14 protein-coding genes are annotated in these 15,740 nt (G+C 42.1%); 8 read left to right on the top strand and 6 right to left on the bottom strand.

Annotation, left to right across the window (positions count from 1 at the left end; all coding sequences use genetic code 11):
* Positions 1-130: 130 nt before the first annotated feature.
* From BMY75_RS11270 to BMY75_RS11235, 8 genes are all read left to right on the top strand, one after another.
* A complete protein-coding gene (locus BMY75_RS11270) occupies positions 131-1,303 on the top strand; it encodes an EpsG family protein (protein ID WP_074833904.1) in 1,173 nt (390 codons plus the stop codon).
* Positions 1,304-1,341: 38 nt separating this feature from the next.
* A complete protein-coding gene (locus BMY75_RS11265) occupies positions 1,342-2,850 on the top strand; it encodes a lipopolysaccharide biosynthesis protein (RefSeq protein WP_081350530.1) in 1,509 nt (502 codons plus the stop codon).
* Positions 2,851-2,878: 28 nt separating this feature from the next.
* The gene (locus BMY75_RS11260) at positions 2,879-4,081 is read left to right on the top strand and encodes an ATP-grasp domain-containing protein (RefSeq protein WP_074833902.1); all 1,203 of its coding nucleotides are present in this window, start codon (positions 2,879-2,881) and stop codon (positions 4,079-4,081) included.
* Position 4,082: 1 nt separating this feature from the next.
* A complete protein-coding gene (locus tag BMY75_RS11255; RefSeq protein WP_074833900.1) occupies positions 4,083-5,036 on the top strand; it encodes a hypothetical protein in 954 nt (317 codons plus the stop codon).
* On the top strand, positions 5,036-6,307 hold the full coding sequence (locus BMY75_RS11250; protein ID WP_074833898.1) for an ATP-grasp domain-containing protein: 1,272 nt from the start codon (positions 5,036-5,038) through the stop codon (positions 6,305-6,307). Before BMY75_RS11255 ends, BMY75_RS11250 begins: the two co-directional genes overlap by 1 nt.
* The gene (locus tag BMY75_RS11245; RefSeq protein WP_074833896.1) at positions 6,294-7,448 is read left to right on the top strand and encodes a DegT/DnrJ/EryC1/StrS family aminotransferase; all 1,155 of its coding nucleotides are present in this window, start codon (positions 6,294-6,296) and stop codon (positions 7,446-7,448) included. Before BMY75_RS11250 ends, BMY75_RS11245 begins: the two co-directional genes overlap by 14 nt.
* A gap of 429 nt (positions 7,449-7,877) precedes the next feature.
* Positions 7,878-8,492, top strand: coding sequence for an HAD family hydrolase (locus BMY75_RS11240; protein WP_074833894.1), 615 nt, complete (start codon positions 7,878-7,880; stop codon positions 8,490-8,492).
* Between the two features lie 72 nt (positions 8,493-8,564).
* A complete protein-coding gene (locus BMY75_RS11235; protein WP_074833892.1) occupies positions 8,565-8,744 on the top strand; it encodes a transposase domain-containing protein in 180 nt (59 codons plus the stop codon).
* Between the two features lie 110 nt (positions 8,745-8,854).
* Here the strand turns inward: BMY75_RS11235 and BMY75_RS11230 are convergent, their stop codons facing one another.
* From BMY75_RS11230 to BMY75_RS11205, 6 genes are all read right to left on the bottom strand, one after another.
* Complete coding sequence (locus tag BMY75_RS11230; protein WP_074833890.1) at positions 8,855-9,061, bottom strand: hypothetical protein; 207 nt, start codon at positions 9,059-9,061, stop codon at positions 8,855-8,857.
* A gap of 2 nt (positions 9,062-9,063) precedes the next feature.
* A complete protein-coding gene (locus BMY75_RS11225) occupies positions 9,064-11,037 on the bottom strand; it encodes a T7SS effector LXG polymorphic toxin (protein ID WP_074833888.1) in 1,974 nt (657 codons plus the stop codon).
* Between the two features lie 139 nt (positions 11,038-11,176).
* Positions 11,177-11,557, bottom strand: a complete 381-nt coding sequence (locus tag BMY75_RS11220) for a hypothetical protein (RefSeq protein ID WP_074833886.1) — start codon at positions 11,555-11,557, stop codon at positions 11,177-11,179.
* Positions 11,554-13,458: a T7SS effector LXG polymorphic toxin gene (locus BMY75_RS11215; protein WP_074833884.1), complete on the bottom strand. Its 1,905-nt coding sequence runs from the start codon at positions 13,456-13,458 to the stop codon at positions 11,554-11,556. Before BMY75_RS11215 ends, BMY75_RS11220 begins: the two co-directional genes overlap by 4 nt.
* 76 nt (positions 13,459-13,534) lie before the next feature.
* A complete protein-coding gene (locus BMY75_RS11210) occupies positions 13,535-13,831 on the bottom strand; it encodes a hypothetical protein (protein ID WP_074833882.1) in 297 nt (98 codons plus the stop codon).
* 1 nt (position 13,832) lies between these two features.
* Positions 13,833-15,740: a T7SS effector LXG polymorphic toxin gene (locus tag BMY75_RS11205; RefSeq protein WP_074833880.1), complete on the bottom strand. Its 1,908-nt coding sequence runs from the start codon at positions 15,738-15,740 to the stop codon at positions 13,833-13,835.

Raw genomic sequence — 15,740 nt, 5'->3', positions numbered from 1 at the left:
CAGTATAATAACAAGTGAAAATCCATATCGGGTTTTCACGTATGCCGACTACAGATGATACACTCTTCATCTGCTGTCGGGATACGTCAGAAAACCGATCTACGATAAATATAATTATAGGAGAGATCTAATGAGTATTAGTGCAAGTACTTTTTTATATCTTACTGTCTTCACTCTTACATGCTTTTTCACCTATAAGGCAGAAAAGAAAATCGATCTACATATAAACACAAAGAAAAAGAGCGCCAAGCGCCTGGCGATACTCTATTCTTTCATCGCCCTCTTTGTACCATCGCTTCTTGCCGGTATGCGTGCGGATACCGTTGGTAAAGACGTTCTTGAATATGCCATCAGAACTTTCGATCTTGCAAACACGTCCTCATTCATCGAAACGTTCAAGCTTACTACCGAGCCCTTCGGATATGCCCTGCTGGCATATATCACATCGCTTTTCGCTGATGATGCAGGCGCTTTCCTGTTCACATCACAGGTGATGGTGATAGTCCCTATCTACCTGATAGCATATAAATACCGATCTGTCACACCTATGTGGCAGACGATGCTCGCTTATATGTTCCTGTTCTACAATAACTCCTTCAACGTTATGAAACAGAGCGTATCAGCTGTATTTATCCTGCTGTTCTACATATATATGAATGAACAGAAGTACCGCAAGATGCTTGCGTGCTTCATCGTCGCTTTCTCGTTCCACTTCTCGGCAGTTTTCGGACTTGTTTTCATATTTATCGTTAAGTTCCTTAACGGTAAGAAGAATAAGGAAACAAAGATCACTTTCATAGTTACTGTTATCCTGATGCTGGTTAACCTGAGAAGCATAAGCCGCTTACTTCTGGCACTTTCACTGCTTCCTGAAAAGTACGCTAAAAATATCGAAGCCGTATTCAGTTCGGATACTAACGTTTATCTGCGAATAAAAGGCTTCAACAAGCACGTTTTCTTTGACTGGGTATACAGATTCCTGCTTCTGCTGCTTCCGCTGCGAACTATCAAAAAGATCAGACCTGACTTTGATAAAAACATCAGACTGCTGCCTGTTCTGGGATTTGCGTTCTACACATACGTACTTCTGTTATTCAATACCATATACGGAATAAGAATATCGCTCTACTGCGATATGTTCACTATACTGACCGTACCTATGTTCGCATATCGATTCAAGCGTAAAAAGATCGAGGATAAGATCAAAGTCAACGCCTTTATCATTGGCTTCATGGGATTGTATTGGTTCGTGTGGGTAATGCTCTACGGCTGGTCAGGATCAAATCATTATATATTCAGATAAATGCGGGATATGTAATGAAGCAAAAGGAGTAATTAGTTTTGAGTTTAGAAAAGGATAATGTAGAACTGGAAGTTAATAACCAAGCAGATAATTCAAACAGCCAGGCTGAAAAATCTGTAGTTATCAAATCTCTGTTTTTTAAATTTCTTGAACGTGCAGGCTATCAGGGTATCGCCTTTATAGTACAGCTGGTACTCGCAAGGATACTGGGGCCCGGTAAGTACGGTACTATCACCCTGCTGGCGATATTTATAAGCATATCACAGGTGTTTGTACAGAGCGGACTTAACACCGCGCTGATACAGCGCAAGGATGTCAAGGAAAATGACTATTCCTCCATATTCTATGTCAGCCTGTTTATCGCAGTGGTGCTTTACGGCGTACTGTTTATAACAGCACCATTTGTTGCTGAGTTCTATGATAAGCCCCAGCTCAAAAACCTGCTGAGGGTGCTGGCACTGGTACTCATACCGGGTGCATTCAACTCTATACAGAACGCTAAAGTCGCAAGAGAGATGCGTTTCAAGGAGCTTATGTTCTGTACACTCGGTTCTGTACTAATATCAGGTACCGTAGGCATAGCCATGGCTTTAAGTGGATGCGGCGTATGGGCACTGGTTGGACAGCAACTCTCAAGCCGTGTATCTGTATGTATACTACTTCTTCTTATCGTTAAGTGGAGACCCAAGCGCGTACTGGAATGGGATCGCGTAAGAGTGCTCTTCTCTTTCGGCTGGAAACTTATGGTATCCGCTCTGATAGACGTTATCTACCGTGAGCTCCAGAATCTTGTAATAGGCAAAAAATACAAAGAAGAACAGCTGGGATACTGTAACCGCGGCAAGCAGTTCCCCGAGATAATCATAAACAATATCAACGGCTCTATTCAGGGCGTTATGCTGCCCGCACTTTCAAAGCATAACGGCGATAACAACAAGATCAAAAGCATGATGCGAAGATCCATCGTTACCAGTTCTTTCCTGATATTCCCTGTATGTATGGGCATAGCAGTGGTAGCCGGTCCGATGATACATCTACTGCTGGGCGATGAATGGATGCCCTGCGTGCCGTTCTTGCAGTTATACTGCTTTATATACGCATTCTGGCCGATACATACTGCAAATCTGCAAGCCATCAACGCCCAGGGCAGAAGCGATATGTTCCTGAAGCTGGAAGTCTTAAAGAAAACATACGGTTTATGTATACTTGTTTTCACAGTGCTTAAATTCAATACACCGCTGGCTATCGTTATCGGTCAGTGCTGTTCCACAGTACTTTCATGCTTTGTTAACGCCTCACCGAACAAGAAGCTGCTGAAATACGGCTATACCGAGCAGATGAAGGATATACTCCCCTCACTGGGCATTGCAGCGGCTATGGGCGCAATGGTATATTCCGTAACATTCCTGCACATGAACGATGTACTGACACTGCTTTTGCAGATACCCCTCGGTGTCATCTCATACGTAGCGCTGGCTAAAATATTCAAACTGGAATGTTTCGACTATATCCTTAAGATGGTAAATAAGATCAGGAATAAATTTTAAATAATTTCCGGAAAAGAGGAAAACCAAAGTGAAAAAACTGTTATTGCTTGGCGGCTCGGCGCAGCAGGTTGTTGCGATAGAGACCGCAAAGCGTCTGGGCTGCTATACTGTTCTCTGCGATTATCTTCCCGATAATCCCGGTCAGTACGCTGCCGATAAATTCTATCTCGTAAGCACCACGGACAAAGATGCCGTGCTTGAAGTTGCAAAAAAGGAAAACGTTGACGGCGTTCTCGCATACGCTTCCGACCCCGCTGCACCTACGGCTGCATATGTAGCCGAAAAACTCGGTCTCCCGGGAAGCCCCTACCGTTCTGTTGATATCCTCTGCAATAAGGATAAATTCAGAGCATTCCTTGCCGAAAACGGATTCTGCACCCCTAAAGCCAAAGGCTACGATGATCTTGCAGAGGCTGAAAATGATCTTAACAACGGCGTTTTCAGATTCCCCGTTATAGTCAAGCCCGTTGATTCCTCGGGAAGCAAGGGCGTAGGCAGGATAGACGATGTCAGCGAGATAAATGAAAAAATCAACTATGCTATGTCATTCTCAAGAGGTCATAAAATTATCGTCGAAGAATTTGTGGAAAAGTTCGGCTACCAGATAGCAGGCGACGGTCTCTCCATCGACGGCAAACTCGTTTTCAGATGTTTTGCCAACGACCATTTCGACCCGAAATGCGAGAACCCCTTCGTCCCTGTTTCAGCAAGCTTCCCCTACAATATGCCCGACGATGTACAGACCAAGATACATAACGAGATACAGCGCCTGCTGACTCTCCTTGATATGGGCACTACCACATATAATTTTGATATGCGTATCGACAAGGACTATAACGTCTACCTCATGGAGGTCGCACCCCGTGACGGCGGAAATTATATACCCGATATCATAAAGTACTGCACAGGCGTTGACCTTGTGGAGTGTTCTGTAAAGGCGGCTATGGGTATGTCCCTTAGTGACGTTAAGATGTCCCCTTATGACAGCTTCTACGCTTACTATGCGGTACACAGCTATCAGAGCGGCATATTAAAGTCGATAGATATAGCCGAAGATGCGAAAAAGAAGATAGTTGAAGATCATATCATAGTAAAGCCCGGTGACAAGATCACCACATTCACAGGTGCGAATACGACCTTAGGCATACTGCTGATGAAGTTCGACAGCCTTGCTGAGATGCTTGATATGATGGACGATTCAGAAAAATGGATTAGTGTAAAGGTTGACTGATATGAAAGAAATAGGCGGATATATCGAATTTGAAAACTACTTCGGCACGGTTTACCACGAGTGGGCAGTACCGCTGAACTGCGGCAGGAACTGCCTTGCCTACCTTATCGAAGCCGAGGGTATCAAAAAGATCAGGCTGCCATATTTTCTTTGCAGCTCGGTAAAAAATGTCTGCCTAAAATACGGCACTGAGGTCGGCTACTACCGCATAGATGAAAACTTCCGACCGATAATTGACGATCTAGCCCCCGATGAATGGCTGTATATCGTAAATTACTACGGTCAGATCACCAACGAGGAAGTATCCCTCTTGAAGCAGAGATACAGCCGCGTGATTTTTGATAACTCACAGAGCTATTTTCAGCGCCCCGCTGATGGTGTACCTACACTGTACACCTGCCGCAAATACTTCGGCGTTCCTGACGGCGCTTTCCTCTACACAGACAAAATACTCACCCGCGATATCCCCACAGATGAGTCATTTGAACGCATACATTACATACTGGGCAGGTACGAAAGAACGGCAGGAGAATTCTATAAGGAATCCTCCGATAACAACCATTTCTTCGCCCATGAGCCAATCAAACAGATGTCTAAGCTCACAGCCGACCTGCTGAGATCTTACGACTATGACCGCATAATATCCCGCAGAACGGAGAATTTCAAGCTTCTCCACGAAAAGCTCTGCGGTATAAATAAGCTGAAACTCACTATCCCCGAGGGTGCTTTCATGTATCCGCTGTATATCGAAAACGGAACGGAGATCAGAAAAAAGCTGCAGCAGATGAAAATATTCGTGCCTACCCTCTGGGGCGATGTCTTTGAAAACTGTGATAAAGACAGCAGGGAGTATGATTACGCAGAAAATATCCTCCCCCTGCCCACAGATCAGAGATATGACGATGATGATATGAAATATATTCTTGAAAAGCTTCAGGAAACAGGAGTAATATAATGGATCTTAAAGGTAAAAGACTGCTGATACTCGGCGCATACAGCACCGAGATCGAGATCATAAACGAAGCCAGAAAGCTGGGTGTATACACCATCGTGACCGATAACCACACCGACTGGTCACTGGCACCCGCAAAAAGTATCGCAGATGAAGCATACGATCTAAGCTGGTCGGATTACGATGCACTTGAAAAACTCTGCCGCGAAAAAAACATCGACGGCTGTCTCTCGGGATTCAGCGAGATAAGGATAAAGTGTCTCAAAGAACTTTGCAAGCGCATGGGCTTCCATTTCTACGGCGAGGGCGCAGACATTGAGACGATATGCAATAAGGATAAGTTCCGCGATGCCTGCATAGCCTGCGGTATAGCTGTTCCCGACACTTACAGGTCGCCTGAGGAAATAAAAAAATACCCCGTAATAGTAAAGCCTGTTGATAATGCGGGCGCAAGGGGAATAAAGCTTGTCCACCGCGAAGAAGACCTTGCAGAAGCGCTGACAGGTGCTCAGAAGACCGCGTACTGCGGCGATGCTGTCATAGACGAATACATGGAGGGCGATGATCCCCGCTATGAACCTGCATTCTTCTACACGATACACAACGGCACAGCTACTCTGAATAATTCCCTCGACAGGATAATGGTAAATCTCAGCGATGATGCCATCAAGCAGGCAGTTGCTGATATTTACCCATCAAGATATCTGGATACTTTCATCGAAAATGAGGACGCAAAATTCCAGAAACTGTTTGCTGATCTGGGCATGAAGAACGGCATAGTCTTCTTACAGGGCAAGATGAAAAACGGCAGATATGCCCCTGTTGACATCGGCTACAGGCTGGAAGGCTCACTTTCCTTCCACTTCTCCGATTTCATCAACGGCACCAACGGTATGCAGATGATGATAAGATACGCGCTTACAGGCACTATGGGCGATGACGAAGTGATAAACACCAAGGACACTCCCCGCTATGACAAAACAGGCGTGATAATCGTACTGCTTGCCACCAAGGGCAAAATAGCCCACATATCGGGCATCGATGAGATAAAGAAAGAGAAGTGTGTCCTGCACCTTATCCAGAAAATGGACGTAGGCACTGAATGTACCAAGACTGTGGATTTCTCGCAGATATTCAGCAGGATATATCTGTGCTCGGATAACAAACAGGAGCTCCGTGATACTATCGATAGGATATACAGCACCGTCAAAGTGCTTGATGAGGACGGAAATAATATGCTTATAGGGAGATATGATGCAGATGAACTCAAATGATAAAAACTATACTAAAATGATAGATAAGTACGTCACTGGCAAAATACTTGTGACACGCTCTTCCATGCCCGAGTATGAGGAGTACTGCGAGGAGATCCGGGATATCTGGGACACCCGCTGGCTCACAAATATGGGTCCCAAGCACAAAAAGCTCCAGGAAGACCTGAAAGAGTATCTGGGCGTAGAAAAGCTCGATCTTCTGACAAACGGCCATATGGCGCTGGAACTTACAATGCAGGCACTGGGTCTCACAGGCGAGGTCATCACAACTCCCTTTACCTTTGCATCCACAACCCACGCAATAGTAAGAAACGGTCTGACCCCCGTTTTCTGCGATATCGACCCCGATAACTTCACCATCGATACAACTAAGCTTGAATCTCTCATCACCGATAAAACATCTGCCATCGTACCCGTACACGTTTACGGAAATATCTGCAACGTTGAGGAGATACAGCGTATCGCCGATAAGTACGGTCTGAAAGTCATCTACGATGCCGCTCATACCTTTGGCGAGACTTACAAGGGCAAGGGCATAGGCTCTTTCGGCGACGTTTCATGTTTCAGCTTCCACGCTACAAAGGTGTTCAATACCATAGAGGGCGGTGCGGTATGCTTTAAAGACCCCGCTTTCGGCGATGCTATCTACGATCTGAAAAACTTCGGCATACACGGTCCCGAGGTAGTTGAATCTGTAGGCGCAAACGCTAAGATGAACGAATTCTGCGCTGCTATGGGCATATGCAATCTCCGCCATGTTGATGACGAGATCAATAAACGCCGCGCAGCAGTTGAGCGCTATCACGAAAGACTTGACAACGTTGAGGGCATCAGGCTGAATAAGATCTCCCCCGATGTTAAGCCGAATTATGCGTACCTCCCTGTTATCATTGAAGCTGAAAAGATCGGCTGCGACCGCGACGAGGTATATAACGTACTGGCGAGCCACAATATATACGCCAGAAAGTACTTCTACCCCCTCACCAATACCTTCGACTGCTTCAACGGCAAATTTGACCCGAACTCCACACCCAACGCATTAAAGATAAGCCTCTCGGTACTCACCCTTCCCCTCTACGCAGATCTCGAACCCGAGCAGGTTGACCTCATCTGCGATATCATTCTTTCTTGTAAGAAATAAAACTGCGGGAACTGCCAAAAGGGAGCTATGGGGCAAGCCTTTCGCGAAAGGCTTGCGAGGAGCCACAGTCAGCAAAGCTGACTGTTAGAGGCAGAGCCTCTCGGTCAAGGCACCCAAGCGACGCGACAAGTTTGCTGTCAATTTTTTTGAACAGCAAACTCCCGCCAAAGAAAGGCGCAGTCACCGCTAACAAAAATCAGAGCGTGGACAATACAAATGTCCACGCTCTTTCTATCTGCGTAAATTATTGACGCGCCGTCATCGGGCAGCGTAAGCCACAGCCGACGCAGTCGCTGTTAGTTGATTTCTCGACCCGAGAAACGAGGGTCGAAAACTGCCACCCACCGTTTTCTTGACAACTTACCCTAAATATGGTAAACTGTACGCTGTAAAGACAGTAAAAAAACGTAACAGAATGGAACAATTGATATGAAATCACAATGGCTATTTTTCGATATAGGCTCGACCCTCGTCGACGAAACCAAAGCATACGAACACAGGATACTAGACGCCATCGAAGGCACTGACATAACCTATGAGCAGTTCAACGAGAAGCGCATCTCCTTCGCCATGCAGAACCTGCGAGGCGACCTTGAAGCAATAGAATACTTCGGGCTGAAAAGAACACCATGGCACAGCGAGGACGAATATCCCTACTCCGATGCAGATAAAGTCCTTGCATATCTCCACGCAAAGGGCTATAAGCTGGGTGTAATAGCAAACCAGTCCCCGGGCACCGAAGAAAGGCTCCAAAACTGGGGGTTGCTGAAATATTTCAGCACAGTAGCAGCTTCTGCTGAACTTGGTATATCCAAACCCGATAAAGCCATATTCCTCAAAGCATTTGAAATGTCAAACTGCACTCCAGAAAATGCCACAATGATCGGCGACCGCCTAGATAATGACATCTACCCCGCTATGGAACTTTGCATGAAAACCGTATGGATAAAGCAAGGAATAGCTGCCTATCAGCTGCTTGATAAAACAAAATCAGCTCCCGATCATATCATCAGAACTCTAAGTGAGCTGACTGAAATCTTCTGAAATCAATACCACCACTAAAGTGGTGGTTTGCACAGTCCCTAAAAGGGGCTATTACTGTATATACAAGCAGTTATGAGCATCATCGAAACAGCCAAAAGAAATGAGCTTGATGTCTATGGGTATCTGCTCTATCTGCTGACCGTCCTGCCCAAGTGGGGTGCGGATCCAACTGAAACACAGCTTAAATCGGTAATGCCTTGGAGCATGGCACTTCCACCATACTGTAAGCAAACTTACAGTGAGGTAAAGTAATTGGCTGTAAAGTAGAGTTACAGCCGTTGGTAGAGAAGTATAGTAACCGGTAGTAAAGTACAGTAGATGGCTCTAATAATCAAAGCCGAGGTTTCATTATTTCAGAACTATTATATCAGAACATCTTTGTTTTCTGGCATTACAGCTTTCATTAAGTATGAATCAATAGGCTTACCTGTTTCTATCGATTTTTTCATAGCTTCCACATATTCGTCTTGAGTACATGAATAATTTTGAATACATGGTATTTCATGGAATATATCTCTGTAAGCAATATTTAATGGTCTCAGGAATCGATTAAATGTCTTATAATCCATTTTTATGGCCTCCCTTTTTTTATTAAATCTTTGAAAGTTGAAGTTGTTGACGGAAAATACTTTTCCATAAATGAAATGGATTGGCTATTTCCTGAGCCTGTAAAAATACTAAACAAATTTGCAAAAGTTTCCTTCTCTCTTGCATATGCAGGACCGGCTGTTCCATTCCAATAATTGTTGTCATGCATATAGTAAGGAAAACCCTCGTTATTATAACGATTTATAATACGTGGATCATTGTTAAAAGAACCTGACAGAATATCAGAAATACAAATATCATCAATCGCTCCAGACGAAACCAGATCATCAAGCATTTGTTGCATTTGAATATTTGAAATATCAGAATTTAGCGCGTTAATAAAATTGTTTCCTGAGGATAGATCTCCCATCTTTGCATCGGCAAAATGACCATACTCATGCCTGAATATGTCAGCGTATTCATCATCAATATAACTTTTCTTCATTCTTATAATATCATCTATAGGATCATAATGGCATACACCTTCAACAGGCACTCCATTTACAATACTTGTCGGACAATCACCGACTTTCAATTTTTTAGATAATTTGTTAATTAAAGTCTTGAACTCATCGGGAGCATCTGAAAATGTATTAATTACAGCAGGTCTTCTATAATCAGGTACTGCATTTAACGCATTTGGTTTAAGGTTCACAGGTTTTGGGTACAAACCAGATAAATTGAAACGTTTATCCGCCATGGTACCAGCTTTACCTACAAGAATCGATGCACTAAGTCCGGCGAGCATCTTAATTTTCTCATTATCAGTAAACTTTCCTGCAATATATGAGCCACTATGACCTGCACCTTCAGCCAAAACTTCTTGTCCGAATATTACTCCGCCGGAACGCCATGTCAACTTACCAACCTTATATGCACCACCAATAGGGATCATCGCTCCAGCTGCAAATGAAAATACCTCTTCAACTATACCATAAACTTTTTCATTGCCTCTGAATATTTTATCTTTAACAAAATTGTATGACTTTGTTTCAAGGTCACCGGTTGAACCGTGATATATATCCTGTCCGCCTTCGATCAGATCTACTGTTCCGAATATTGCAGTACCGCCTCCGGCTACTCCACCGGCTATTCCTAAAACGAGGGGTGTACCTGCGCCACATGTAGCTACAATACATAAAGCACCAACTACGATGAGAACTCCACCGCCTACAGCCTTCCAGATACCCATTACCTTTCGGTCTTCTGCCATTTTATGTAATTCGGTCTCTTGATCCCAGATTGCATCAAGTATTTCTATATTGCTGTCATGGTTTTCCTGAAGGAGTTCATTCATGTAGATCTCAGCTGCTGCATAAGGATTCTCTCCGAATGTTCCTGCTACATATCTGTTTGGTTCGACCTGTGAAGGCACAAAAAGGCTTTCAAGCGACTTAATAAACAGCGCCATAAGAGTTTCTATTGAATTATCAATAGATGTTACAGTAGTTGATTCAAAATCGCTGATATTAGTATCGAGCTCTGTTAGCTTAGTATTGAGATTATCATGTGATGTAGGTATTCCCTGATCACCGGGAGCATCATAATGCTCGACACCATCTATGCTGTCGATATCACTTATTGCTGAATTGACCTTTGCACTTTCGTCCGCGAATATCTCGTATATATCTGCAAGCTTTGCTACAGTCGCTTCTATGCCATCTTCATCCAAAACAAATTTTGTTGAAGGATCAATAGAATAATATCCCGCCTTATATCCTGCAAAGTTATCGAGAAATGCCTGAGCTATCTGCTTGATCGAATCCAGAAATACATAATGGACTTCCTGAAAATAATTATACACTGCATCAGCGGTCTGTCCGCTCATTGCACTTGTATTTAGATATGAATCAAGAGCACTTTTGTAATTGTCAACTGTATCTTTTAAGTGATCCATATCTCTTTTAAAATCCCATAATAGGCTATACATATCTTCATATTTTATTTTATATCCCATCTATGTCCTCCGAATTCAATTATTCTTTCAGCCTTAATAATTAACGAATAAAAAACGTCAATCGTTTCTTGATTACTAGGAATTTATATATCAACTAAATCATAGTATTAAAACAGCCGGTCAATTACACAGGCAACCATTACCAATTAAGCGGAGTTTTTTCAACAATAACCTCTACATCACTTTTTTTGACCATCATGTTATATGCATATTTATCACACCGGTCAAAACCAAGCTTTTTGGCAATTTCACAATCGCCAACCCATAATTCATACTCATCTTTGGTTTCACGGGCAATACTAATTTTATAGCCTTTATAATCCACATATGATGATAATTCATACATCTCTGTAAGCTCTGAAGAATCTACTACTTTAGAATAGCTGCCTAAATTGTATCTATCAATATATGTATCATCAATTTCACTTTCAGAATTTGGGTACAGATGTATTTCATCTCCTTCACCTATGCCTATGCGATGAACTTCACCTTTATATACTCCATATGTTCCGTCGATCATTTCTTTACCTCCTTAAAATATCCCCCTTCAAATACTCCGACAACTTCGTCTACACCGTTTACTACTCGATGCAATTCTGCTCCATCTTTAATTTTCAGCGAAGATCCATAGGGTACCTTCCATTCGGGTACAACTCTCGTATTGCGTGATCCTGTAAATGCATTTTGTGTACATGGGTAACCATCTGTATTTGTTCCACCAAGCTCCGGACCAAAAGGTATCTCTACATTTTCAGGAGTCGTAGTCTTAAACGAAATATAACCATACGAATTTCCGTCTTCCGGAAACGGTCTTGCACCTGTACTGGTGGTATAATCCAATCTTGATGTTTCAACAACGTCACTATACATAACAGGACCATTCAGATCATCGGTTCTAGCAACATAACCTCTGATGTCCTTATAACCATCCGGTCCTAAATATTTATTTACATCATCTATAGGTAAAGTTTTTTGCAAAGGTGTAGTTGATGTTATACCGGGCATAGATTTTCTTATATCTATCATCAATGCTTTTTCAGCATCTGATAATGTAGCAACATCTTTTAGCTTGAGTTTCTCGAACTCAGTCAATGATAAACCGTGATCTCTGATGACTTTTTTAACCTCAGGTGATACATATCCCGAAAGATCAAACCTGCGGTCAAGCCTTGATGTTCCATAACCGGTTCCCATTGATGCCGCCATTCCCGCAATCATCTGTAATGTCTTATTATCGGTAAACTTTGATGCCACATACTGTCCACCGTAACCTGCACCTTCACTCAAAACTTCTTGTCCAAGTATTACTCCACCTGAACGCCATGTTAATGTTTTGGCTTTTGAAGCTGCACCAATAGGACACATAGCTCCGGCTGCAAATGAAAATATCTCTTCTGTAATATCATAGGCTTTTTGGTTGCCATCGAATACCGTATCTCTGATCCAATTGAATGACTTTGTATCAAGATCTCCGGTTGAGCCGTGATAAATATCCTGACCACCCTCGATCAGATCTGCTGTTCCGAAAGCTATGGTACCGCCACCTGCTGCCCAAGCACCTACAACTACAGGAGTTGCAGCACCGGCTGAACCTACAATACATACAACACCGACTACGATGAGAACTCCACCGCCAACAGCCTTCCAAATACCCTGTACCTTTCGATCTTCTGCCATTTTATGCAGTTCGGTCTCTTGCTCCCAGATAGCATCAAGTATTTCCACATTGCTGTCATGGTTTTGCTGAAGGATCTCATTCATATAGATCTCAGCTGCTGCATAGGGGTTTTCTCCGAATGAACCGGATACATATCTGTTTGGTTCGACCTGTGAAGGTACAAAAAGGCTTTCCAGAGACTTTATAAACAGTGCCATAAGGGTTTCTATTGAATTATCGATAGATGTTACCGTAGTTGATTCAAAATCACTAATAGTAGTATCGAATTCTATAAGCTTGGTATTGAGATTATCATGTGATGTAGGTATTCCCTGATCGCCTGGGGCATCATAATGCTCAACACCATCTATGCTGTCGATATCACTTATTGCTGAATTGACCTTTGCACTTTCATCTGTGAAGATCTCGTATATATCTGCAAGCTTATCCTTTGTTGCTTCAATGCCTTCTTCATCCAAAACAAATTTTGTGGAAATATCAATAGAATAATATCCCGCCTTATATCCTGCGAAATTATCAAGAAATGCCTGGGCTATCTGCTTGATCGAATCCAGAAAGACATAATGGACTTCTTGAAAATAATTATACACTGCATCAGCGGTCTGTCCGCTCATTGCACTTGTATTTAGATATGAATCAAGAGCAGTTTTGTAGTTGTCAACTGAATCTTTCAAGTAATCCATATCTCTTTTAAAATCCCATAATAGGCTATACATATCTTCATATTTTATTTTATATCCCATATCTGTCCTCCGAAATCAATTATTCTTTATGCCTAATAATTTTTTACCTAGAACAAGGTATGCCGTGAAAAACATATTATGCAAAACTCGTTGGTTTAATTGGATTTTCCATTCTATTGCCATTAGGCAGCTTGTAATCAAGTAAAGTAACCTTTTCAGTTTCTCGATTCACTGATACTCTTGCAAAAACAGTCCATACTCCTGTTTTTGCATTTCCTTCAAACCCCATAAAGTACTCATATTCAAGATCATCACAATCATTTGAAGGATAACAGTGACATACATCATTAAAATGACTTCTAAAATAATCACGCCCTACTAAATCTGCAATGGATAAGTATGCAATAGCAGCAGCTGTATCTTTATTTATCATGTTATTCTCCTCCAAATAATTCAAGTAAAGCCTTTTGTCTATCAGCATCAATTGTATTCGGTATTGTATCTATACTAATTACTCCGTCTGGACCAAATGTTGATTTTTTTCCATTTGGGGTTATTATTACGCTTTCACTCTGTCCAGTATGGTTGTACAAATCTTTAAGAAGTTCTTGATCAGCAGGAGAAGGAATACAATCATCATCAAAAGGATGGCTATGGAAGTCCCATATTCCATTATTTTTCTTCATATCGTCTAAAATATCATAAGGAATTACAGTACTTGTTACATCGCCACGAATTAAGTATGTTGTATCACCAACTGTAACATGAGCGAATTCTACACCCGTTTCTTTTGACATTATACTCACATCTGACATACTAAACTCTCCGACAGAACCCGTAATTAAATCGCCTTTATTCTGTAAAAAAGATAGTCTATCTTTAATGTGATCAGGTATATCTACACCTCGTCTAAGATAACTTTCAACATCACTACTTGAAGCATTGATATGTGTGCTATTCAATATAGCACCACCCTCATTTACATCACCAGCTATAGAATCAAGATCAGGTCTTATATGATTTGAATCTATATCAGGCGCATTAGGAACATTAACATGAGTACCGGATAAATTGAAATGTGTATCAATTCTATCGCCAGCATGACCTACAAGAATTGATGCACCAACACCAGCCAGCAACTTTAATTTCTCATTATCAGTAAACTGTCCAGCAAAATATGATCCACCGTAACCTGCTGCTTCACCCAAAACTTCTTGTCCAAGTATTACTCCACCGGAACGCCATGTTAATGTCCCTGCCTTTTGCGCTGCGCCAATAGGACACATAGCTCCAGCTGCAAATGAAAATACCTCTTCTGTTATATCATAGACTTTCTGATTGCCCATGAATACTGTATCTCTGATATAATTGAATGAACTTGTATCAAGATCTCCAGTTGAGCCATGATATATATCCTGTCCACCTTCAATCAGGTCAGCTGCACCGAATGCCACTGTACCGCCGCCAGCTACCCAGCCGCCTACAACGATTGGTGTAGCCGCACCTGCTGTACCTACAATACATACAACGCCTACTACAATGAGAACTCCGCCGCCTACAGCCTTCCAAATACCCTGTACCTTTCGAGCTTCAGCTAGTTCATGTAATTCTGTCTCATTTTCCCAGATAGAATTTAGAATTTCAACGTTGTTATCATGGTTTTGCTGAAGGATCTCATTCATATAGATCTCAGCTGCTGCATAAGGATTCTCTCCGAATGTTCCAGCTACATATCTGTTTGGTTCGACCTGTGAAGGCACAAAAAGGCTTTCCAGTGACTTTATAAACAGCGCCATAAGAGTTTCTATTGAATTATCAATAGATGTTACAGTAGTTGATTCAAAATCACTGATATTAGTATCAAGATCTGTAAGCTTAGTATTGAGATTATCATGTGATGTAGGTATTCCCTGATCACCGGGGGCATCATAATGCTCGACACCATCTATGCTGTCGATATCACTTATTGCTGAATTGACCTTTGCACTTTCATCTGTGAAGATCTCGTAAATATCTGCAAGCTTATCTTTTGTTGCTTCAATACCTTCTTCATCCAGAACAAATTTTGTGGAAAGATCAATAGAATAATATCCCGCCTTATATCCTGCGAAATTATCAAGAAATGCCTGGGCTATCTGCTTGATCGAATCCAGAAAGACATAATGGACTTCTTGAAAATAATTATACACTGCATCTGCGGTCTCTCCGCTCATTGCACTTGTATTTAGATATGAATCAAGAGCACTTTTGTAATTGTCAACTGTCTCTATCAAATAATTCATATCTGAATTAAATGACCACAAAAGCGAGTACATATCTTCGTATTTTATTTTATAACCCAT

The sequence above is a fragment of the Hominimerdicola alba genome, from assembly GCF_900109655.1.
Classification (GTDB): domain Bacteria; phylum Bacillota; class Clostridia; order Oscillospirales; family Ruminococcaceae; genus Hominimerdicola; species Hominimerdicola alba_B.
The sequence above is the reverse complement of the archived record's forward strand: the minus strand, read 5'-3'. Positions and strand labels throughout refer to the sequence as shown.